At 51.4% G+C, this 23,444-nt stretch carries 18 protein-coding genes and 1 pseudogene; 11 read left to right on the top strand and 8 right to left on the bottom strand.

The window, feature by feature from the left end:
- Positions 1 to 45: 45 nt before the first annotated feature.
- The gene (gene yieH, locus K6958_RS20245; RefSeq protein ID WP_249892745.1) at positions 46 to 708 is read right to left on the bottom strand and encodes a 6-phosphogluconate phosphatase; all 663 of its coding nucleotides are present in this window, start codon (positions 706 to 708) and stop codon (positions 46 to 48) included.
- A gap of 164 nt (positions 709 to 872) precedes the next feature.
- Between yieH and K6958_RS20250 the strand changes: the two genes are divergently transcribed.
- Complete coding sequence (locus K6958_RS20250; RefSeq protein ID WP_249892746.1) at positions 873 to 2,186, top strand: NCS2 family permease; 1,314 nt, start codon at positions 873 to 875, stop codon at positions 2,184 to 2,186.
- A 61-nt stretch (positions 2,187 to 2,247) separates the two neighbouring features.
- Here the strand turns inward: K6958_RS20250 and K6958_RS20255 are convergent.
- Both K6958_RS20255 and K6958_RS20260 read right to left on the bottom strand, forming a co-directional pair.
- Positions 2,248 to 2,979: pseudogene (locus K6958_RS20255) on the bottom strand (4'-phosphopantetheinyl transferase family protein); the annotation flags it as partial.
- Between the two features lie 162 nt (positions 2,980 to 3,141).
- Complete coding sequence (locus K6958_RS20260) at positions 3,142 to 3,732, bottom strand: malonic semialdehyde reductase (protein WP_249892747.1); 591 nt, start codon at positions 3,730 to 3,732, stop codon at positions 3,142 to 3,144.
- Between the two features lie 339 nt (positions 3,733 to 4,071).
- Between K6958_RS20260 and K6958_RS20265 the strand changes: the two genes are divergently transcribed.
- The 10 genes from K6958_RS20265 to K6958_RS20310 all read left to right on the top strand — a co-directional run bounded on the left by K6958_RS20265 (position 4,072) and on the right by K6958_RS20310 (position 18,712).
- Positions 4,072 to 4,713 carry a LuxR C-terminal-related transcriptional regulator gene (locus tag K6958_RS20265; protein ID WP_249892748.1) on the top strand — a complete coding sequence of 214 codons (642 nt, stop codon included), beginning with the start codon at positions 4,072 to 4,074 and terminating at the stop codon, positions 4,711 to 4,713.
- Positions 4,714 to 4,848: 135 nt separating this feature from the next.
- Entirely contained in the window at positions 4,849 to 6,105 is a 1,257-nt protein-coding gene (locus K6958_RS20270) for a TolC family outer membrane protein (RefSeq protein ID WP_249892749.1), read from the top strand.
- A 17-nt stretch (positions 6,106 to 6,122) separates the two neighbouring features.
- Positions 6,123 to 7,382 carry an HlyD family secretion protein gene (locus K6958_RS20275; RefSeq protein WP_249892750.1) on the top strand — a complete coding sequence of 420 codons (1,260 nt, stop codon included), beginning with the start codon at positions 6,123 to 6,125 and terminating at the stop codon, positions 7,380 to 7,382.
- Positions 7,383 to 7,423: 41 nt separating this feature from the next.
- On the top strand, positions 7,424 to 9,574 hold the full coding sequence (locus K6958_RS20280; RefSeq protein WP_249892751.1) for a peptidase domain-containing ABC transporter: 2,151 nt from the start codon (positions 7,424 to 7,426) through the stop codon (positions 9,572 to 9,574).
- 205 nt (positions 9,575 to 9,779) lie between these two features.
- On the top strand, positions 9,780 to 10,094 hold the full coding sequence (locus K6958_RS20285; RefSeq protein ID WP_249892752.1) for a hypothetical protein: 315 nt from the start codon (positions 9,780 to 9,782) through the stop codon (positions 10,092 to 10,094).
- Between the two features lie 358 nt (positions 10,095 to 10,452).
- Complete coding sequence (locus tag K6958_RS20290; protein WP_249892753.1) at positions 10,453 to 10,992, top strand: fimbrial protein; 540 nt, start codon at positions 10,453 to 10,455, stop codon at positions 10,990 to 10,992.
- A gap of 88 nt (positions 10,993 to 11,080) precedes the next feature.
- Positions 11,081 to 11,803: a fimbrial biogenesis chaperone gene (locus tag K6958_RS20295; protein ID WP_249892754.1), complete on the top strand. Its 723-nt coding sequence runs from the start codon at positions 11,081 to 11,083 to the stop codon at positions 11,801 to 11,803.
- 36 nt (positions 11,804 to 11,839) lie between these two features.
- Entirely contained in the window at positions 11,840 to 14,407 is a 2,568-nt protein-coding gene (locus K6958_RS20300) for a fimbria/pilus outer membrane usher protein (protein WP_249892755.1), read from the top strand.
- 27 nt (positions 14,408 to 14,434) lie between these two features.
- Positions 14,435 to 15,481 (top strand): fimbrial protein, encoded by a 1,047-nt coding sequence (locus tag K6958_RS20305; RefSeq protein ID WP_249892756.1) that lies wholly within the window; start codon positions 14,435 to 14,437, stop codon positions 15,479 to 15,481.
- Positions 15,482 to 15,601: 120 nt separating this feature from the next.
- Positions 15,602 to 18,712 (top strand): autotransporter family protein, encoded by a 3,111-nt coding sequence (locus tag K6958_RS20310; protein ID WP_249892757.1) that lies wholly within the window; start codon positions 15,602 to 15,604, stop codon positions 18,710 to 18,712.
- Between the two features lie 97 nt (positions 18,713 to 18,809).
- Here the strand turns inward: K6958_RS20310 and mnmE are convergent, their stop codons facing one another.
- The 5 genes from mnmE to rpmH form a co-directional block, all read right to left on the bottom strand.
- On the bottom strand, positions 18,810 to 20,174 hold the full coding sequence (gene mnmE / locus K6958_RS20315) for a tRNA uridine-5-carboxymethylaminomethyl(34) synthesis GTPase MnmE (RefSeq protein ID WP_249892758.1): 1,365 nt from the start codon (positions 20,172 to 20,174) through the stop codon (positions 18,810 to 18,812).
- A gap of 290 nt (positions 20,175 to 20,464) precedes the next feature.
- Entirely contained in the window at positions 20,465 to 22,108 is a 1,644-nt protein-coding gene (gene yidC / locus K6958_RS20320; protein WP_249892759.1) for a membrane protein insertase YidC, read from the bottom strand.
- A gap of 2 nt (positions 22,109 to 22,110) precedes the next feature.
- Positions 22,111 to 22,368: a membrane protein insertion efficiency factor YidD gene (gene yidD / locus K6958_RS20325; protein ID WP_249892760.1), complete on the bottom strand. Its 258-nt coding sequence runs from the start codon at positions 22,366 to 22,368 to the stop codon at positions 22,111 to 22,113.
- Positions 22,332 to 22,691: a ribonuclease P protein component gene (rnpA, locus tag K6958_RS20330; RefSeq protein ID WP_038629327.1), complete on the bottom strand. Its 360-nt coding sequence runs from the start codon at positions 22,689 to 22,691 to the stop codon at positions 22,332 to 22,334. The genes yidD and rnpA overlap by 37 nt, the downstream gene beginning before the upstream one ends.
- A 16-nt stretch (positions 22,692 to 22,707) precedes the next feature.
- Positions 22,708 to 22,848 carry a 50S ribosomal protein L34 gene (rpmH, locus tag K6958_RS20335; protein WP_003849659.1) on the bottom strand — a complete coding sequence of 47 codons (141 nt, stop codon included), beginning with the start codon at positions 22,846 to 22,848 and terminating at the stop codon, positions 22,708 to 22,710.
- Between the last annotated feature and the right edge of the window lie 596 nt (positions 22,849 to 23,444).

Consider the following 23,444-nt stretch of genomic DNA (forward strand, 5'->3'; position numbering starts at 1 on the left):
AACGCTGGCAGCAGGGTTGAGGCGTTTCTATGAACGGACCGGGCTTTAGCGGGTAAGATGCCAGCCGCGTGTGCGCCACATCGCAGGCAGCTGCGCCAAATCGTTAAACGTCGTTACCAGTGGGTGGTCGAGCGGGGGATTATGCGCATCGGCGCAATAGTAAAAAACCGGAATGCCCGCCGCGATGCCAGCCCGCGCGCCCGCTTCCGAATCATCAACCAGCAGGCAATGTTCAATCGGCACCTGCATTTGCTCAGCCGCATGAAACATCAACTGCGGGTCCGGCTTCCAGTGACCAATATCGTAGCCGCTGTACAGGCGATCGCCAAAGAAAGGCAGCAGGCCGGTCAGCCCCAACGAGTGCTGCATCTTTTTAACCGTGCCGTTGGAGACCACGCACGCCGGTACTGAAATCTGCGCTAACAGATCGCCGGCACCGGGGATCGGCTGAAGCTGCGCCTCAAACAGGCGGGCCACCTCCGCGCGATACGCTTGCTCAAAGGTTTCTACTGCTACATCCAGCGGATGCTGCTGTTGAACATCGGCAATAATATCGTAGAGTTTGACACCCTTATATTTTTCAAACATCTCCTGTAATGGCAGATGCACGCCGTAGCGGGAAAAAGTAGAAACATACGCCTGGGTACAGAGTAATTCGCTGTCCACCAGCGTCCCATCACAGTCGAAAAACAGACACTCAATCGTCATCCTGCCTCATCCTTACCAGGGGAAAAGTTCACTTTACCCGACTGAGCATAAAATGCGACCCTGCCGCACGCAGGAAACCGCAACCGTTTGCGAAAAATCAGTGTACTGTTGCGCCAAAATCGCTAGCATACGCGGCGACCTCTTTTCCCGTTCGGATGTAACAAATGACTAAACAAGGCTTACTACAGCGCCTGTTCCGGCTGCAGGAACATGGCACTACGGTGCGTACCGAAGTGATTGCCGGTTTTACCACTTTTTTAACGATGGTTTATATCGTTTTTGTAAACCCGCAAATCCTCGGCGCGGCGGGCATGGATACCCAGGCGGTATTTGTGACGACCTGTTTGATCGCTGCGTTGGGCAGCATACTGATGGGAGTCTTTGCTAACCTGCCTGTCGCGCTGGCGCCTGCGATGGGCCTGAATGCCTTTTTCGCCTTTGTGGTGGTTGGCGCGATGGGCTATTCGTGGCAGGTCGGCATGGGGGCCATTTTCTGGGGCGCAACGGGCCTGTTATTGCTCACGCTTTTCCGCATACGTTACTGGATGATCGCCAATATTCCTCTGGCGCTGCGTACCGGCATTACCGCCGGGATCGGGCTGTTTATCGCGATGATGGGGCTGAAAAACGCCGGTATTATCGTAGCGAATGAGGCCACGCTGGTCACGGTTGGCGACCTATCCTCGCATAGCGTTCTGCTGGGGGCGCTGGGCTTTTTTATTATCGCTGTACTGGCGTCACGCAACATTCATGCCGCGGTGCTGATCTCGATAGTGATTACCACGCTGGCCGGTCTGCTGCTGGGCGATGTGAAATACAACGGCATCTTCTCTGCACCGCCGGCGATTAACTCGGTGATTGGTCAGGTTGATCTGGGCGGTGCGTTTACGCTCAATATGGCCGGCGTGATTTTCTCTTTTATGCTGGTTAACCTGTTTGACTCTTCCGGAACCCTGATTGGCGTGACGGATAAAGCCGGGCTGGCGGATAAAGAGGGTAAATTCCCGCGTATGAAGCAGGCGCTGTTGGTAGATAGCGTAAGCTCGGTGGCCGGTGCGGCTATCGGCACCTCTTCCGTAACGGCCTATATTGAAAGCTCTTCAGGCGTCTCTATTGGTGGACGTACCGGGCTGATGGCGGTGGTTACCGGAATACTGTTCTTGCTGGTGATGTTCCTGTCGCCGCTGGCGTCGATGGTGCCGGGCTACGCGGCCGCTGGCGCGTTGATTTATGTCGGCGTACTGATGACATCAAGCCTGGCGCGCGTAAAGTGGGACGATTTGACCGAGGCGGTTCCCGCTTTTGTGACCGCAGCCATGATGCCGTTCAGCTTTTCCATCACTGAAGGCATCGCGCTGGGCTTTATTTCCTGGTGTGTAATGAAAGCAGGAACCGGTCGCTGGCGCGAAATCAATCCCTGCGTAGTGGTGGTAGCGCTGCTGTTTGTGCTAAAAATCGCTTTTGTTGATTCACATTAATTAGAGGGCGCTGCGGCCTGCGGCCTGCGGCCTGCGGCCTGCGGCCTGCGGCCTGCGGCTGCAGCTGCCTTTCTGCTGGCATACTGGTAAGCCTTAACGTCTGCGGTCCCATATTCGCTTTATTCAGTTCAATATCCCTCAACGTATTCCAGTTGTGCTGCTCATCAATTTCCCATAAACGTAAACGGCTGGTGGCTGGCGACAGCGCACAAGACCAGATAAGCAGGGGTTCAACATCGCATACCGCCTGCACATCAGGGAAAGTATGCGAGCGCAAACGGCCAGAAGCAGGGTGTAGACGCAGAGAACCGCCGCAGTCATTATTTTCCCCGGTTAGCTTGAGTACGCTTTGCCGCAACGTCCAGATTTGCGTTATCGCTTCCAACGGGTCCTGCTGCGCGTTAATCCACGCTTTTTCGCCAGAAGAGAGATATTGCAGATGATGCTCCAGCGTTTGGCGACTATGCGCCCGTACTATCTCCATATCCAGTCCGGCCCGGCTCTGTTCTTCAGCCAGCAGCACGCCAACCATATTGCCGGCGTAGGCGATGCTGAAATCGGGAAGGTCGGGATCGATAAAACAGGGACGGCCGTTGGGGGTGGTGGTTAAGGCGGGAAGCTGGGACATGCCGTAAATACGCAGCATAAGCTCAGCCAGTAGCATTCGCGCGGCCAGATAACGGCTACGGCGCTTCTCGCTCAGCAATCGGGCTTTTTCCACTATATCAGCCGGGATACGCTGTACGTCTGCCCGGTTTTGAGCAAGCGTCCAGCGTACAAAATGACTTGCCATCTGTCGCTCCGTGAAAATGGTCGGATAATCATCAATTGCATTGTAAGAATTTTCCGAGCCTTTTGCACCCGGCTTTACTTGCTGCGCGGCGCTTTTCGGAATAGGTTTAAAATAGCGCAAGGAAAAAGTCCGCAGGGCAGCCCGCAGACCTCGGAAAAGGCTTCAGGCAAAACGGCAGGCTTCATTAAACGTCAGACGAGGCAGACGCGGGTGTAGTTTACTGGCTTCACCGTAGCCCAGATTGATCAGCATATTAGCTTTCCAGTTACTCTCGGCAAAAAATAGCGCGTTGACCTTTTCTGCATCAAATCCCGACATCGGTCCCGCATCCAGGCCCAGCGCACGTGCCGCCAAAATTAAATAGCCCGCCTGTAAGCTGCTGTTACGAAAAGCGGTCTCTTCGGCCAGCGCCGGGCTGCTGGTAAACCAGCTACGGGCGTCAGCCCAGGGAAAAAGCTGCGGCAATCGCTCATAAAACTCTCCATCAGAGGCCACGATCACCGTCACCGGCGCTGACAGGGTTTTTTCTACATTACCGCTGGAGAGGGTCGGTTTCAGTTTTTCTTTGCCCGCCGCGCTGGTAATAAAAACAAAGCGCCCCGGTGAAGCGTTAGCCGAAGTTGGAGCCAGGCTAACCAGCTGATAAAGCTGCTGCAATAATACTGAATCGATCGCTTTGTCCTGCCAATGGCTGTGGGTTCTGGCCGTGGTAAATAAGATATCCAGCGCCTGATGATCCAGAGGAACTGCCATGCCGATCTCCTGACTGTCCGTTTACAAGTAGAAAAAATGTTAGCGGCTGGCACGCTTATTGACCAAGAGGATTTATTTATGGCTTGTCAGGTTTGGCGCTGTGCTTTGCCGGTAATATTAATAATTAATATTAGATTTTTTATCTTTCATTTACTCATTTTCATTTTAACCTTTACCATAAACGCATCTTGTGAATAATCAGGGGGCCATTGGAACTGATTGAAAATAAATGAGCAAGAAGACATTAATAAATTCATATAGTGTCCCTGTTTATACTCTGTATTAGAGTAAACAACAGGAGCCCGCTGTAGCTGGGTAAAAATATGAGGGATATATCACATGTTGCAAATTAACCTGGCCATCTCCGATAAGTACCCTGCCGTTCACTGTTTCCTTTGTCATTATCTTAAGCAAGAGTTAGGTTGTCATATCATAGCCGACATCGTATTAAATGAAGAGCAGTTGCTTCGACAGGCAGATCGGATGCAGCCTGATGCGATAATCACCGATCTTTCCAGCTATAGCGATAGCGGCCAGCTGTATGGCGTGGCAAAAATCAGAGCGATAAAACAGCGTTTCCCACGCGCAAAAATCATTCTGTATACCGAGTTTAATAATGTCCCTATTCTAAAGAAAGCGGTTAACTACGGAGTTGATGCTATTGTCAGTAAATATGATGCCGTAAGTGAAATAAAAAAAGCATTATGCGAGGTCTTTGTTAAAAAGCACAGCGCGACCTGGCTTTCTAAGCAGGTAAAATCCATTATTGAAAGCGATATTGAAAAATCTAGGCGGCTAACGGCAAAAGAGTGGGAAATTATTCAGCTTTATTCGATGGGGTTTTCTCTGTCCAGCATTGCTAAAAAGCAAAACCGTGCGGTAAGTACCGTCGCCACGCAAAAATATAATGCGATGAAAAAGCTAAACGTTAATTCCAACAGTGAGCTGATACAGTACGCCTGTATAAATAATATTATCTGATTTTTTCTCGTTGCTTATTAAAAAAGGATTTTAGTAATGCGCTCCAGAAAAGTTAATGCCGTTATAGCGGCGTTTTTTTCCGTGTTAACTATTGCCCCAGGGAGCGGGTATAGCCTGACGTTACAGGAAGCCGTATTGGCAGCCAGCGTATATGACAGTGAAATCGCTGCTGCACGCAATGCGCAGCGGGCGGATAGCCAAAAAAGTCTGCAGGGTTTCGCCAGCCTGTTACCGGTTGTGAGCATAGAAGGATCCTATAGTAAGCAGGATCAGCCTAAAGCGCCCTATGCGGTGGGCGTCACGCGTCATAATTACAGCCTTAACCTTACGCAGCCCCTATTCGATATCGCGAAATATGCGGCATGGAAGCGCGGCGACGCTATCGCTAACTATGCTGACGTTACGCTGATGCTGGCGGAGCAAACCCTTATCACCCGCGTTGCGGAAGCTTATTTCCATGTCATCTATCAACGAGATGTACTGGCCAGCGCGCGCAATGCGAAATCCGCCTATGGTAAACAACTGAGTCAAACGCAGGTTGCCCTCCAGGTGGGTGAAGGTACGCGGCTTGAACGGGACGAGGCGCAGGCCAACTACGATCGGGCCATTGCGGAGGAAATTGCCGCCAAAAACGATCTGGAGGAGGCCGGGATGATTTTCTCTCGCCTGACCGGACGCAATCCTGATGAAATCCAGCCGGTTATGATGGGATGCGTAATGGGCTTGCCCGTTTCCGATAATTTTAAAGCCTTACAGCAGCAGGCCGTGAAAAATAATCTCCAGGTGCGCGCCGCGCTTTTTCAACTGGAGCAAAGTAAAGCTGACCTGATTGCCGCGCATGGCGCGCATTTGCCGGTTGTAACGCTACAGGCGGGTTACGGCACCAACTGGAGTAAGGCGGAGAAAACCAATCTGCGCGATATTGCACTTGGCACCACCTCAAAAACGCGTTCCAGCAGCATTGGCATTAACGTTTCCCTGCCTTTATTTGCCGGCGGCTCATATATCTCTCAGTCAATAGAAGCCGTTCGACGACGTGAACAGGGAAAAGATTTGCTGGAGGATGCGCGCCGTAAGGCGCGCCAGGAAACGCAATCCGCCTGGCTTAAATTAAAAAATGGCCGGAGCCAGTACCTGGCGGAAAAGAAAGCGTTAGCCTCGGCCAGGAATAAAGCGAGCTCAACCGCCTATGGGAGAAAAGTAGGGTTAAGGACCATTATTGATGAGTTAAATGCGGAGCAAGAATATTACAAAACTCTGCAAACCCTGGCGAAAGTGCAATATGACTATCTAAACGCCAGACTGAAATTATCCCTGGAATTAGGCGAGCTGGATTATTCGAAGCTGGATGATTACCGCTGTGCTGCAAATAATAAAACCATCATTAATTAAACAAGGACGTTAATTGAATGAGTGAATCATTATTTCGTCAGGAAGCGCTGGAGGCGAATAAAACCACCATGATTGGCACCGTGGCTTTATATTGCCCGCCCTGGCGCTGGTTAATCGTTTCTTTCGTGGGGGTAATGACTCTGGCAATAGCCGCTTTCTTTATTTTTGGTAGTTATACCAAGCGCGAAACCGCATCGGGGCAGCTGTTGCCGGCGAAAGGAATCATGAATATCGCGGCCATCACCACGGGCACCGTGGTGGATATTACCGTAGAAGAAGGTCAGAGCGTGAAAAAGGGTGAGGCGATCGCCACCATCTCTTCGGAGGTTTATACCGCGCTGGGGCTCACGCGTGAAAAAGTGGCGCAGCAGTTGGATATTCAACGTGCTCGCCTGAAAGCTGATTTAGACAATCAGGAAAAATTGTTTGCCGAGGAGATGAAAGGGCTTAAAGAGCGCGAACGGCTGTTAAGCGCCCAGCTGACGCAGCTGGGTCTTCAGCAGCAACAGCGGTCCCGCCAGGCCCGGCTGGCGCGCGGGCAACAGGAAAAAATCACCTTGATGCGCCAGCAGGGCTACGCCTCAAATAGCCAGGTCGAGCAGCAGGAAGCGGCGGTTATCGATGCTGAAACACGTCTACAGGATATTGCCCGCCTGCAGTTGGATATGCAGCAGCAGCTGGCCCAAATGCGCCAGCAGCTGCGCGAACTGCCGATGAATGCACGAAATAAACAAAACGAGATTGAGCGCCGACTGTCTGAAATCGATCAATCCGTGGCTGAAAACGAATCACGGCGATCGGTGGTGCTGCGTGCGCCAGCGAATGGCATGGTGGGCTCGGTGATGACTAAAACGGGTCAAATGGTGAATGCCGGTCAATCACTGTTTTCACTGTTGCCGGATGATGGGCAGCTGCAGGCGCGCATTATGGTCAGTAGCCGGGCGATCGGTTTCATTCAGCCCGGGCAGAAAGTAGTGCTGCGCTATCAGGCGTTTCCCTTCCAAAAATTTGGTCAACAGTATGGCAAGGTCATTGACGTTTCCCGCGTGGCGCTGTCGCCACAGGAGGTTGCCACGCTTACCGGCACTAATAATATCCAGGAACAGCATTATCGCGTGGTGGTTAAGCTGGATAAGCAAGAGATCAACGTTTATGGCCGCAAGGAAAAGCTTCGTCCCGGCAGTGCGCTTGAGGCGGATTTCCTGATCGATAACCGACGCCTCTATGAATGGGTTCTGGAGCCGCTTTATGCGCTTGGCCGTCGTTCAGGGAATTAATTTAAATCGCCATCGGCACACCATAGGGAGTGGTATTGTTCATGAAGTTTTTAGACGCACTGAATTTTAGCTGGCGCCGTAAATTACCGGTTATGCAGCAAACGCAGGCAACGGAGTGCGGCATGACCTGTGTCGGCATGATTGCCAACTATTTTGGGCACGGCATCGATATGGTCACGCTGCGTAAGCGGTTTCCCACTTCGCTAAAGGGCGCCACGCTGGCGGATGTGATGCTGATCGCACATCAATTGGGTATGGCGGGACGAGCGCTGCGCCTTGAGTTGGATGAACTGGAGAAGCTGCGCTGCCCTTGCATATTACATTGGGAAATGAACCATTTCGTAGTGCTGAAAAGTGTCTCGAAAGAGAAGATAACCATTCACGATCCAGCCAGAGGAAAACGTGACATTCCGTTGGATGAGGTATCGCGCTGCTTCACCGGCATTGCGCTGGAGCTGTTGCCCGGCGCTACCTTCACCCAGGTGCAGGAAAAACAATCCATCTCCATGCTAAAGTTGATCGGGAACGTTATCGGCATCCGCTCGGCTCTTGCGCAGGTTTTAATTCTGTCGGTGGCGCTGGAACTCTTTGGCATCCTGTCCCCTTTTTATATGCAGTGGGTAATGGACCAGGTATTAGTCTCGGCAGATTATGACCTGCTTACGCTGCTGGGCAGCGGTTTTATTATCGTTACCTTACTAAGCGTAGCGATATCGGCGTTGCGATCCTGGGTGACAACCTGGTTTTCCAGCCTGCTTAGCGTGCAATGGACAGCGAATGTTTGTTCACATCTGCTCGGCTTGCCGGTCTCCTATTTTGAGACGCGGCACGTGGGCGATGTACTTTCACGCTTTGGTTCCATCGGCACCATACAAAGTACCCTTACCGGCCGCTTTATCAGCTCTATCCTTGATGGCATTATGGCGGTTGTCACGCTGGGCATGCTGTTTATCTACAACGTTAAGCTGGCCTGGCTGGTGTTGGCTCTGCTGGTCGCCTATACCCTGATCCGCTGGGTTTCATTCCGTCCCTTTCGTCAGGCCAATGAAGATCAGATTACCGCTGCGGCGCGGGCGCAATCCCAACTGCTTGAGTCCATTCGCGGCGTTAAGGCGGTGAAGCTGAATAACAAACAGGAAATCCGCGTCGCGGCCTATGCCAATGCGCTGGTGGAAAGCACTAATAAAGGCGTGGCGATTCGGCGTTTATCGATCGGTTTTAGTTCGATACAAAGTCTGATCTCTGGCATCGGGCGTATTGTTTTGATCTGGATGGCGGCCCTGCAGGTGCTTGAAGGCAATTTTACCAGCGGGATGCTGGTGGCTTTTATCAGCTTTTCCGATCAGTTTATCGCTCGCGCTTCAGGGCTGGTTGATGCCGTTATCGATTTCACCATGTTGCGTCTGCACGGCGAGCGTCTGGCTGATATTGTATTAACCGAACCGGAGGCGGATATGGAAACGCTGCTGCCTGCGGTTGCCAGAGCAGGCGATACGCCGCCTTCGCTGACTATTAACAATCTCTGTTTTCGTTATGCGGAAACGGAGCCGTATGTGATTCACCATTGCTCTCTCTCCGTGGCAGCCGGCGAGTCGGTGGCGATTATCGGCCCTTCCGGACAGGGTAAAACCACGTTGGCCAAGCTGATAATGGGGCTGTTGAAGCCGGAGTCGGGCGAGATAGAAATAGACGGTATCGACATTAAAAAACTGGGCATGCGCAACTACCGCGATCGTCTGGGTTGCGTTATGCAGGACGATATTTTGTTTGCCGGCTCCATTTCCGACAACATCAGCTTTTTCGATGCCTCTCCGGTCCAGGAAAACATCGAGGCCGCGGCAAAACTGGCGCAGATCCATGAGGATATCGCCGCGATGCCGATGGGTTATCATAGTCTGGTGGGCGATATGGGATCTTCCTTATCCGGCGGTCAGATTCAGCGCGTATTATTAGCCAGAGCGCTTTATCGTCGGCCGTCGCTGCTTATTCTTGATGAGGCATCCAGTCATCTTGATGTCGACCGCGAACGCTGTATCAATGAGGCGATAAAAAATATGCCGGTAACCCGCATTATCATCGCCCATCGGCCTGAAACCATCTGTAGCGCCGACAGGATTATTTTGTTAAACCAGGGAAGCGTAACGGAAATCGATAAAGGTCGCTATATGCTTTCTCATAATAAAGAAAACTAATTAACAGGTATTTAAGTGTGCTTTTAAATATCTCCTCTCTATAAGAACGGCTTTAGTAAATTTAAAAAAATCTACTGAGCAAAAGGAAATAATAGAGTCTTTACTATTGTTGTCGCTCTGGTCTGTAAATAGCATATGAACGTCAGGATACCTGACCGAAACTGTGGTAATCAATTAATTAACTCATTTTAAAGAGGATATTTATATGCGCAATTTAACGTTGAATGAAATAAGTCAGGTTTCAGGCGGCGAATTTTTCGAAACCATAGGCGCTATGGCAATTGGCTGCATTGCCGGCACTGCTTCTGGCATATTAAAAGCCGCTACGGTAGGCGGTAAGAGTGGAGGGGTTCTGGGCGCTGGCATTATCGGTAGTCTTGGCGGCGTAGTGGTTGGCGGCGTTACCGGCAGTATTGTGGGGACCATGTATGGCATGGTAAACAGCTGGGAGAAAACATTCGAATGGTTCAATAAAACTATTGAGCAATGGTTTGATATAATTTTGCCGCTGCCGAGATAAGCGACATTCCCACGCCTGTTTAAACTATTCAGTAAGATAAGTAGCGGATGCGTTATTTATCCTTTTTACTGGAGCGTGTTATCTATTTCACAGGAAAAAGAGTTAGTGATTTAAAATTTAGTGTGGGGTCGCCTGTTTTTAATTAAGATTATCATCGATGCGGCAACAGAATATCTTCAATGCGTCGGTTAACCGGCCAATATGGCCTCCTGCGGCGAAGATGTGAATGTTTATGATTAACTCATTAAATGAAAATTGCTGGAGCTTTCTTTTTTCTGGCGTTAATACATGACGCCAGAAAGTTGAAAATGTCATTTAACCGCAACATCTTTTTTATGCAAAATAAATGGAGATTACAATGCAAAAAAAATTATTAGGAACAGCGATGGCGCTAACAGTGACTGTTATGGCATTTCCGGCCAGCGCGGCAGATGGGACCATTACTATCAATGGCAAACTGACACAGCAGACCTGTACGGTAAAAGTTAATAACGGCGCCGCAGATGCCGTGATTACCCTGCCTTCCTTGTCTACCTCTGCGCTGGATACCGCAGGCAAGCTGGCGGGCAGAACCGCCTTCACCTTGAACCTGACGGACTGTACGCCCACTACCGGTAGCGTACGCGCCTATTTTGAGCATGGCCCAACGGTTGATGCGGCTACCGGCCGCCTGACTAACATGGTTAGCAACGGTGCGAAGCAGGTACAGGTTCAACTGAGAGACGACAGAGAAACTGATGTGTATGTCGGTAACACCATTCAGCGTGATAGCCCAGCTACGGCGTTGTCGTCCAGCGGCTCAGCCGAGCTGATTTACAGCGCGTACTATTATGCGACAGGCAAGGCAACCGCTGGTGAGTTGGCGACATCAGTGACCTATTCTATTGATTATCAATAATCCGCGTCCTGTTATTTGATAAAAATGCAGGAGTTATGCTCTTGCATTTATTCATTTTTATTCGTTAACTTCAGGGGCTGCTTCAGGGATGAATATAAAATTTTCTTCACTGCTCTTTTCCGCTTTATTGTTAACCGCAATGTCTGCTTCGGCCGGCATTGTCATCAACAGTACGCGCGTTATTTATCCTGAAGAAAAAAACGAGGTTACCGTACGTCTGGAAAGTCAAAACGATTATTCCTCTCTGATTCAGTCATGGATTGATAGCGGTAATAAATCTCAGGAAATTAAAAATATTAACGTTCCCTTTGTTCTGCTTCCTCCCATTACGCGCATTGAACCGCATCAGGGACAAACCTTGCGCATTAGCTATCTGGAGGAAGGATTTAATTTACCCGCAGACAGGGAGTCTGTCTTCTGGCTAAACGTGTTAGATATTCCGCCTAAGGCGTCAGGCAAGGGCGAGAATCTATTGCAAATGGCGATACGTACCCGGATTAAGCTTTTTTTCAGGCCAAAAGCGCTGCAGGATGCTTCACCGGCAGAGGCTGCGGAAAAAATCATCTGGCGTTTAGTAAAAGATAATAAAAAAACCGTTCTTGAAGCAGATAATCGTTCCCCTTTTCATATTTCTATCACATCAGTAGAAGCGAAGTCGGCGAGCGGAACGTTGAATGCGCCAGGGGAAATGATCGCCCCTTTTTCAAAAGCCGTTTACGCTTTTCCGGGAAATAAATTTACCCTGAGTAAATTCAAATATATTTATATCAACGATTATGGCGCCAGCGTTCCAATAGAAAGAGAGATTTAATCACATTAAATAACCCACCTCATGAAGGGCACCTTTATGTCATCTTTCTTCTCCTTTCACGATTCTCTTTATCCTGCAAGAAAAGAGGCGCTGCCGTGGCGAATTTGCGCCATTGTTTTCTGTATGTCGCATAGCGTAGCGGCTACTGACGTGACGTTTGATCCCATATTTATTGACCAGACAGCAGGTGACCGCATTGATATTACCCGTTTTAACGGCAAGTTTAAAATCCCGCCAGGCCTGTATGTTAGCGATATTTATTTAAATGACCAGCTGCTGGGGCGAGAAAATGTCATTGTGCGGGCAGATAAAGAGGAATCTGTTATCTGTTTTAATCAGGCGCTGATTAAACTGACCGGTTTTCGTATCAGCCTGCTTTCACCCACGCAGCAAGATGCCCTGCGTCAGGAGAACAGCTGCACTGCTCTGGAATCGCTGCAACCCTCCTCCCAGGCGCGCATGGTATTGGGTGATATGCGGCTTAACCTACAGATACCGCAGGCGTGGCTTAACCGAGCCGCGCGCGGTTATGTTGACCCGGAGCTATGGGAAGAAGGCAGCAACGCGCTGTATGCCAGTTACGATAACAGCTACTTTAAACAGGAATCGGGTAAGTTTGATACAGAATCTTTTTATAGCAAGCTGGGCGGCAGCATTAACTTTCATGGCTGGATGTTTCGTCATGCCGGGGCATGGCGATGGAACAAAGATAACGGCAACCACTATGCGGTATTAAGCAATAATCTGCAGCGGGATATTACGCCACTACGCGCCAGGCTACTGATCGGCGATGCAAACAGCTCGGGGACGATGTTTAACGCTTTTATGTTCCGGGGCATAAGGCTTGCGACGGCTGAACAGATGTTGCCTGATTCTCAACGCGGCTATGCCCCCGTCGTGCGCGGCATTGCCCAGACAAATGCGCGTGTACAGATCCGACAAAATAACGCCCTGATTTATGAAACCACGGTTCCGCCGGGCGAATTTGCCATCAATGATATCTATCCCTCCGGTTATGGCGGCGATCTGCGCGTAACGGTAACCGAATCTGATGGACGGGAAACAGCATTTATTGTGCCTTACGCCTCGGTGTCAGAAATGATCCGCCCCGGCAGCTATCGCTACAGCTTGTTGATGGGGACATTGCGCAATCAAAACGTCAGCTATACGCCAAAGGTATTTCAGGCAACCGTTCAGTACGGCATCAATAACTGGCTGACTGGCTATAGCGGCCTGCTGGGCACCGGTGATTATCTTGCCGGCCTAATCGGCGGCGCCATCGGCACATCGATAGGCGCTTTTGCTTTGGATACCACCGGCGCCCGTTTTGATGACGGCATTAGTGCACAGAGCGGCATCAGCATTCGGGGCAGCTACAGCAAATTCATTTCGGCCACCAACAGTACGATATCCGTTGCCGCCTACCGTTTCTCTTCCTCAGGCTATCTGGATTTGGCCAACGCCACGCAGTTAGTGGATTTGCATCAGAAAAAAAATCAGCGGCCGGGAACATCGCTAAACCGTCCGCATAATCGCTTATCCCTTACCTTAAACCAGCAGTTAGGCGAGAGCGGCGGCAACATTTATACCAGCGGTTATATCGAAAATTATTGGGGTCGGCAGGGCAGTGATGTGCAATATCAGCTGGGCTATAACAACCGTTTTCAGCGGGTCAATTATGGTGTAAGCATCAACCGCGCCAAAACAGCTAACTACAGCGAAACGCAGTATCTTTTCTCTTTTTCTCTGCCGCTGGGCCGGGGATCCTCTACGCCGTATGTGAACAGCTATACCACGCGCAGTGATGATGGCATTTCAACCCAGCTGGCCTTAAGCGGGGTGCTGGGTGAAAAAAATCAGTTCGATTACAACGCGGGCGTGGCGCGTGAAAATAATGGCGACAGCTCAGGAAATGTGTCGGGTTCTTATCGTTTCAACAATACGCAACTGAAAGCCAGCTACGCACAAGGTAAAAACTACCGTTCTTATACCGCCGGAATGAATGGCAGCCTGGTTGTGCTGCCGGATGCGCTGGTCGCCAGTCCCTATTCCGGCGATACACAGGCTGTGGTTCAGGCTAAAGGCGCAGCGGGCGCGACAATTGAAGGCTACCCGGGTGTGGTCTTCAACGAGGCTGGTTACGCGCTGGTGCCTTATCTCACGCCTTATCGCATCAATAAAATCGCGATTAACCCCAGCGGGATGGCGCTGGATGTTGAGCTGGAATCTACCGTTAAACAGGTGGTGCCGCGTGCCGGTGCGATAGTGAAAGTGAATTATCCCACTAAACAGGGCAACGCAGTATTAATCCATGCGCAGCTGCCGGATGGGGAAGCCTTGCCTTTTGGCGCCAGCGTAAAAACCGAAGATGGACGTGATGTTGGGATCGTTGCTCAGGGCGGCCAAATGTATCTCCGCCTGCAAGATCGTACCAATCGTTTACAGGTCAGCTGGGGACCGCAGAGTCGCTATACCTGTTTATTTGAAGTTAACCTGCCGGAAAATACGCCTAAACGGCAGCGTAAATTTCAGCGTTTCAATACCACATGTCGTTATCCGACACCGGCGATCAGACAAGAAGCGCTGGCTAAAGCCATACAATAAAGCTGGCGCTGAATTTCGGAGAAAATCATGGAGCTAATAAAAAAAGATCTGTGCAGCACGGGGGCATTTCTTTTGCTGGGAATGTTATGCCTGGTCTGCAATAAAAGTTATGCCACAATCATTGTCTGCGATTCTGATTCACATATTACCAACAGTATTACCGCATTTGATTTTAATAAGTTGCCTAATCAAATTCCGGATATGCTGCCTGTGGGAACAACTATTTATGATGTCACCATGAACCTTGATCTCTGGTGCGCCAAAGAATTCAATACCGAAACGATAATGTCGCCAGGCCCAAAAAAAATATATATTAATCGGCACAACACCGATAATGCCCTGGGAGATAAGAGCGGACTGGCATTTTATGTCACGATTAATGGAGACAGGGATAAGATTAGTAAGGTTTATGATAGCGGCTATACTACCGATAAGATGTTTATTAACGGGATGCCGACATCAAACTATACGAAACTTAGTATTCCTGTACGTATTGAACTGGTAAAAACCGGAGCGAACGTGGCTCTCTCGCCTTTTCGCAACGACGTAATTTTATTCTCAATTGGCGATGCGGGCACGGGGAATATGCGCTATCGAGCCACAAATGTCCGGGATCTCTCTTTTTCCTCCTATACCTGTAATATCACCACGCCCACTATTCATCAAACGCTGCCTGAGTTAAACGTTGCCGATCTGCCGGGTAGCGGTCGGGCTGATAATTACGTAACGGATTTTTCAGTCTTACTGCGCTGTAACGGAAAATTATGGAGTACGCTTTCTATTAATATGGCGTTCAGCGGTACGCCAGTAGCAGGGTTAGCGCAAAATGGCGTTTATCCATTTTTTGATCGTTTCGGGAAAATGGCTGAAGGTATAGGGTTTCAAATATTACATCAGGATGGTAATGGCTCCTTTATTGAAAGCGGAAATAACTCAAAGTTTAAGATTGGTGATTTTTCCAAAGGTAATCAATATTTAAACGTTCCTTTAAGGGCAGCCTATTATCGCACACAAGAAAAAGTCACTCTGGGCGAATTAACCGGAACCGTAACTTACATCGTTGATTATATGTGACTGGGTAAAACAAGCGTCTTGACTTTTATTATTTTCAGGCGCCATGATAACTATCGATTGAATGGGCCACATTTTAACGGCTTTTTAATCTATGGAATAATAAAAAATAAAGGAATGACTATGAGCGGAAAATATTGGCACTGCTTTCCTTTTAATAATGACGCGGGTTGCGCTTATCTGTTTCTTACCCTGCTGCCTTTTTCGGCCAGTAGCGCCTCACCGTGGCATGAAACCAGCGGGCATCGCACCGAGGTCACCTCCAGCTATATTACTTATGAACCGGGTGGCTGGCCGCTATATGTCTCTGGCGATGGAAGCGAATTGGTAGTCTACCCCTCACTGAACTTTTATAGCGAAACCTCCTCAGTGGCGCGGGTGGAAAATAAGGGCAGGCTGACCATTCAGGGGGCCAGCCTGGCGAATAACGCCGCAGCGCGTCCCACTCTTGATGTCTTATCAGGTTATCTTTCCGTCGTTAATAGCACCATCCACACCGCACAAAGAGGTTCTCATGGCGTGGCCGCCAGCGGTAGTTCAGTGGTGGAGATAAAGGATAGCGATATTACGCTGTCAGGGACCAACGGTTACGGCATCCGGTTGCAGGATAATTCGTCTCTACTTGCCGATGGGTTAAATGTGGATATACATGGCAAAAGCGTTTCTGCGGGCGTGATCCTGAACGGTGAAAACACAACGGCCAGAATCACTAATAGCCGATTTACTCTCAACGGCAGTTCAGTCAGCTATGGCATTCAACAAAATTTGGGTGAATTGATCGCCAATAATATTACGGTTATTGCCAAAGGGCTGAGCGGAGGCGTGCGTATCGGCGACTGGGGGTCTTTAACCCACACAACATTATCAAACAGTCATATTCAGGTGGAAAATGCGTACGCTCTGCTGATTCGTAATTCACGTTCAGAGCTGAATAACGTTGAGGTTATCGCCACCGGCGATGATGTCAGGGCGATGGATATCAACCAGAACGCCAGCGTAGTGGCTGACGGCGGCAGTTATACCACTTACGGTAACAATGCCGATGCGGTTTGGCTGCCGAACCTGGACACGCATTTAACGATTAACAATGCTGCGCTCACCACTTTCGGCAATAACGCTCATGCGTTAAATACGCTGGACGGGACGGCGAAGGCGGAAAACGTTACGTTGACCACTTCCGGCTTGGAGAGCCACGCTATTTATACGCAGAATCTGATCCGCGGTAATGATCTTACGATAACAACCAGCGGCGATCATAGCCGGGGCGCTGTCAGCGCCTTGGGCGGTCTGCTTGATATCGCTAACAGCACGATAGCTACCCGGGGCGCCGGGGCTGTGGGTATCGGGGCATATAGTCAGGGCAAGGTCAAGGCGAGCGGGATAAAGGTTACAACGCACGGCAAAGACGCCAGCGCCCTGTTGATGCAATCCGGCTATATGGCGTTTGATAACAGTACGTTAATCAGCGCAGGCAATGCGCCTGCACTGCTGGTTAAAAGCGCGGCTACCGCTACCAATAATGCCGCAACGCAGCGTAATCAGCTTCGACTTGATAACGTCAAACTGACCAGCGCAGCGCAGGAGGCGATAAACGTTACGGCGGCCCGGCTTGAGATACAGGCCAGCAATGGCGCTTACCTGCAGGGCGGCAACCAACAACTATTAAAGGTTATTACGGTTAAGGATAACGGAAGTTCCGCCGTTTATGGTTCGCACGTTGCGCTGGAGGCCAGCAGTCGCACCCTTCTGAACGGCGATGTGCATGTCGATCCTGGCAGCAGCGCATCGCTGATATTGCGGGATCGCTCACAGCTGACCGGAGCGGTAAATAATGCAGATATCGCCGTTTATTCCCATAGCCGGTGGCAAATGCGCGCTGCTTCTTCAGTAAAGAGCGTTATCAACCAGGGCATCATCGCCCTGAATCATGGCAGCCTCAGCGACAAGCTGGTTGTTGCCGGTAATTATCAGGGTGATAACGGCACGCTGATTTTTAATACGCGCCTTGGTAATGATAGTGCAGAGACCAACCGGCTTATCGTTAACGGGAATAGCTCAGGATCGACCAGAGTGAAGGTGCTGAACGCGGGTGGCATTGGCGCTAAAACGCTTAACGGCATCCAACTGGTGGCTGTTAACGGCGCATCTGAAGGCGAATTCGTACAACAGGGGCGTATCGTCGCGGGCGCTTACGAGTACCGGTTAGGACGAGGCGCAGGCGCGCAGGCCGGTAACTGGTATTTAACCAACCATGCTGCCGATGGTACACCGGTGTTTCGCCCCGAAGCCGGCGGCTATATTGCTAACAGCGCGGCGGCCGCCACGCTATTTAATCTCAGTCTCTACGATCGTCTGGGTAACCGTAGCCTGAGCGATAGCGAGCAGGCAGGCGAGGGCAGTTTATGGCTACGTCAAACCGCCGGGCACAGTCGCTCTCGCATCGCGGATACGCTGGCCGCACAGGGCAATCGCTATAGCGTACAGCTGGGCGGCGATCTGTGGCAGGCAGCGGATGCAAACCATGGCCGTTTACACCTCGGGCCGATGGTGGGCTATGGCCGTCAGGCGACCAATATTCGTTCTACACTCAGTGGCAATACCGCCAGCAGCACGCTTTCCGGCTACAGCCTGGGCGCTTACGCCACCTGGTTTGCTAAGCAGAACAGCGATAGCGGGCCGTGGCTGGATAGCTGGCTGCAATATAACTGGTTTACCGGCAGCGTCGACGGAAAAGCGTTGCGTAGCGAACGCTATCATCTGCAAGGTCTGAGCGCCTCGCTGGAGGGCGGCTATGGCTGGAAGGCGTGGGAGCGGCAGGGCGACAACCAACGTCGCTATGGTTTTTATCTGCAGCCGCATGCGCAGGTTATTTTTAACGGCCTGAAAACCGTGCGGCTGAGTGAGCAAAACGGGACGCAGGTAGAAAATAAAAACAGTAACTTAATCAGCCGTATCGGCATTCGGGGCTGGATAACCGAGTCAAAGCAGCCCGGCGAGAGCGACCTGCGGCCTTATATGGAGCTCAGCTGGCTGCATAACAGCGATCCCTACCGGGTAAGCCTGAACCAGCTTAGCGTACAGCAGAACAGCGGTCGTAATGTCGTGGAGCTTAAAACCGGCGTAGAAGGGAAAGTGAGTGATAACTTTCAGCTTAACGGCAGCGTAGCCTTGCAGCAGGGGCGCTATCACTATCAGGATGCCAGCCTGATGCTGGGCGCGAAATATAGCTTCTGATGGCGTGACCAAACAAAAGACGCCGGGCAGGGGCTGCTGCTACGGCGTCTTTTTTATTGCTGAGTTCTTTATTAAGCAACGGCCGCACGCGGCGCGCTTATTTACCAATACAGAAGCTGGAGAAGATGCGACCCAGCAGATCGTCCGAAGTAAACTCACCGGTAATTTCACTCAGCGCCTGCTGCGCCAGCCGTAGCTCTTCAGCCAACAGCTCGCCAGCCCAGGCGCCCAGCAGCTGCGCCTTACCCTGTTGTAAGTGAGTGTCCGCTAACTCCAGAGCCTGGAGATGGCGGCGACGCGCCAGGAAGCCGCCTTCCATATTGTCATTAAAGCCCATGCTTTGCTTCAAATGGTCACGCAATATATCCACCCCTTCGCCGGTACGGGCAGAAAGGCGAATAAGTGAGTGACCATTTACTTCAGTCAGGCCGAGAATTTCACCGGTAACGTCCGCCTTATTGCGCACCACGGTAATCGGCAGCGAATCGGGCAAGCGGGCAATAAAATCAGGCCAGATGGCGGCGGGCTCGGTGGCGTCGGTAGTGGTGCCATCCACCATAAACAGGACGCGATCCGCCTGCTCAATCTCCTGCCAGGCGCGTTCGATGCCGATACGTTCTACTTCATCGCTGGCATCGCGTAAACCGGCGGTATCAATGATATGCAGCGGCATGCCATCAATATGGATATGTTCGCGCAGTACGTCGCGCGTGGTGCCGGCAATATCGGTCACGATAGCTGCTTCGCGTCCGGCCAGGGCATTCAACAGGCTGGATTTACCGGCGTTAGGGCGGCCAGCAATCACTACTTTCATCCCTTCACGTAACAGGCTGCCCTGGCGCGCTTCGGCGCGTACCGCGTTCAGATCCTGCATGACGGTATCCAGCTGCGCTTCGATTTTGCCATCGGAAAGAAAGTCGATCTCTTCGTCCGGGAAATCGATAGCCGCTTCGACATAAATTCGCAGGTGAGTAAGTGCTTCCACAAGATGGTTAACGCGCAGGGAAAACGCGCCCTGCAACGAATTCAGCGCCGATCGGGCGGCCTGCTCAGAGCTGGCATCAATCAGGTCGGCAATCGCTTCGGCCTGAGCCAGATCCAGTTTATCGTTAAGAAACGCGCGTTCAGAGAATTCACCCGGATTGGCGATGCGTACGCCGGGCAACGCGGCAACGCGTTTCAACAGCAGGTCGAGAATCACCGGGCCGCCATGTCCCTGTAGCTCTAATACGTCTTCGCCGGTAAAGGAGTGCGGACCGGGAAACCAGAGCGCAATGCCCTGATCGAGAATGCTGCCGTCCGCAGCCTTAAACGGCAGATAGTCAGCGTAACGCGGCTTCGGCAGTTTCCCCAACAGCTGTTGGGCAACTTCCGCCGCTTTGCTGCCGGAAATACGCAGAATACCCACACCGCCACGTCCTGGCGGTGTGGCCTGGGCGACAATCGTATCGTTATGGCTCATGGAAACTCTCTCACTACGGTAATAAAAAGGAGGCCAGTTAACTGCCTCAGATAAAAAGGTGCCTGCGTGGGGAGTGCAGGCAGATCGTAAAGACGCAAAAAACGTCATCCCTGACAGCTCGGCCTGCGCCATCCCTGGCGCAGGACGCTTTACTCTTCTGCCTGCACTCCCCGCGCCTTAAGTTTATTCGAGCGTTGCACCAATTATGATGACCGGAAGGCAACAAATAAACAGGGGCGGTAAAATCCGCCCCTGTTAGGTTGTGCCTGAAACTGAATTAATTCAAGCCGTTACGCTTTCTTCTTGTCGCGGCTGTGCAGGCCACGTTTTTCCAGACCGCGGTAAATCACCTGCTGCTGGATAATGGTTACCAGGTTGCTGACGATGTAGTACAGCACCAGACCTGACGGGAACCACAGGAAGAACACCGTAAAGATGACCGGCATAAAGGTCATGATCTTCTGCTGCATCGGATCGGTAACGGTGGTCGGCGACATCTTCTGAATGAAGAACATCGTAACGCCCATCAGGATCGGCAGAATGTAGTACGGGTCCTGCGCGGAAAGATCGTGGATCCACAGCGCGAACGGCGCATGACGCAGTTCTACCGAGCCCATCAGCATATAGTACAGCGCAAGGAAGATCGGCATTTGAATAATCAGAGGCAGACAGCCGCCCAGCGGGTTAACCTTCTCTGACTTATACAGCGCCATCATTTCCTGACTCATGCGCTGCTTATCATCACCCAGACGCTCACGCATCGCCTGAATTTTCGGCTGCAGCATGCGCATCTTCGCCATCGAGGTGTACTGCGCTTTGGTCAGCGGGTACATGATGCCGCGTACGATAAAGGTGATAACGATAATCGAGAAGCCCCAGTTGCCGATAAAGCTATGCAGGAACTTCAGCAGCTTAAACAGCGGCTGAGAGATAAACCACAGCCAGCCGTAATCCACGGTCAGGTCAAGATGCGGTGCGATCGCCGCCATTTTGTCCTGAATTTCCGGGCCAACCCACAGCGTCGCCGCCAGCGTCTGCTGCGCGCCCGGCGCCACCGCTACCGGCGCCGACTTATAGCCCACCGCCGCCAGGCCATTGCCCAGGTTGCTGGTATAGAGCGTATTGCTACCGGCGGTACGCGGCACCCATGCGGAAGCAAAATATTGCTGCAGCATCGCAACCCAGCCGTTGTTGGTGGTGGTGCTCAGGTTTTCGTTATCGGCAATGGTGTCAAACTTGTACTTTTCATATTTGCTGTCGCTGGTGGAGTACGCCGCGCCACGGAAAGTATGCAGAGCAAAGTTATTGCTGCCAGTATCGCGATGCTTCGGCAGATCGATGGTCTGCTTCAGCTGGCCGAACATCGCCACTTCCAGCGGTTGCTGGGTGGTGTTGTTGACCTGATACTCAACGTTGATGGCGTATTCGCCGCGCTTCAGCACAAACGTCTTGGTATAGACGGCGCCGTTTTCTGCGGTGAAAGTCATTGGGATACGCAGTTCGCTCTGACCGTCAGCCAGCTGGAAGCTATCCTGAGTGGTGTTATACAGCGGACGTGCGCCGTTATTCGGATTATCCGGCCCATTTCTGCCGGTCAGGCCGCTCTGTGCCTGATACAGGAAGCCAGGGGTGGTTTCCAGTAGCTGGAAAGGCTGAGAAGAACCCAGTTTATCCGGGTAAGTCAGCAGCTGCGCCTGCTCCACATCGCCACCGCGGGTATTGATGTGTAAAGACAGGACATCAGTCTTAACGGTGATCGTTTTGCCCTGACCGCTGGCAGGCACACCCTGATTAGCGGCATCACCGCCTGCTGTCGTGTTTTGCGTGGTCTGAGTTTGCTGCGGCTGCGGAGCGTGGTCCGTTTGCCAGGCTTGCCAGATCATGAAAGACACGAACAGAAAAGCGATGAGAAAAAGATTGCGTTGCGAATCCATCGTTAATGTTCTCTGTTATCGTCGGTTTTTGGCGGCACCGGATCGTCACCACCCGGGTTTAAAGGGTGGCATTTTAATACGCGTTTAACCGTCAACCAACTGCCTTTTATCATTCCAAACCTGCGCAATGATTCAACACCATATTGCGAGCAGGTCGGGTTAAAACGGCAGTGTGGTCCCAGAAGAGGGCTAATGACGCGTTGATAAACGCGGATCAGCGCAATCAGGAGCCGCGCGCCAGGCGACAGTGACGACGCCATAATTTCTCCAACGCTTCCATTAGCGCACGGTTATCGAGGTCAGCGACCCCTTTCTTGGCCACGACCACAAAATCCATTGCAGGGAGTTCGTGTTGGCGTAGGCGAAAGCTTTCGCGGGTCAATCGCTTGATCCGGTTACGCTCATGCGCACGCTTAACATTTTTTTTCGCGACGGTAAGACCGATACGGGGATGCCCCAGCGAATTAAGGCGGCCGAGTATGGTGATTTGCGGCGTGCCAGCCCGTTGTGGCTGCTGGAAGACGAAAGTGAAATGAGTGGGAGTTAGCAAACGTAACTCCCTGGGAAATGCGAGCTTAACCACTTATGGGTTAGCTTTATTACTTAGAAACGGTCAGACGAGAACGGCCTTTAGCACGACGACGTGCCAGAACCTGACGACCATTTTTAGTTGCCATACGAGCACGGAAGCCGTGAGAACGGTTGCGCTTCAGTACGGACGGTTGAAAAGTGCGTTTCATGGCGATTTCTACCTAAACTTGAAAAATTTCACGTGGTGACGCGTACCCGGTTCAGTAAAACGACCGACGCCTCAGTGTATCTTTAATAAAGAGGCGGGATTGTAATAATTGTACAGTCCGGAGTCAATTTACTTCGCTTATTGCGCGCGCCTGCTGCCCGAATCGACCTGCAAATCCTGTCGAAATCGACAAGGCGCATCACGCCGGGACGAGAATTATACGGGGTCCATTATAAAGCGCAAGGATCGCGCGGGATCTTCTGCCGATCGTTTGCAGCCGCGTTGCGCTAATAACGTGACGGCTGCCGGAAATTTGCATCAATGGGGGCGATCCCGCCGCGCCTTTCATCCAGCCTGGAGTAAACTTAGCCTCGTTCAATGCCTGTGGATAAAATGGATCAAAACTGTGTAGAAAGTGAAGATCTCTGTCTCGCTTTGCGCTATGATCCGCCCTTCCGCTAACGATCCTCTCTGCGATCGGGATCGGAGCAACCGCGGACAGCGGTTCGTATGTCTGTCACTGGCATGCGTCAACAATGATGATTGATCTGTTTCAGCGCCTATTTTCTTATCGATTTTGTTCGAGTGGAGTCCGCC

Origin of the sequence: Mixta hanseatica, from assembly GCF_023517775.1 — a bacterium.
In the GTDB taxonomy this organism is placed as follows: Bacteria; Pseudomonadota; Gammaproteobacteria; order Enterobacterales; family Enterobacteriaceae; genus Mixta; species Mixta hanseatica.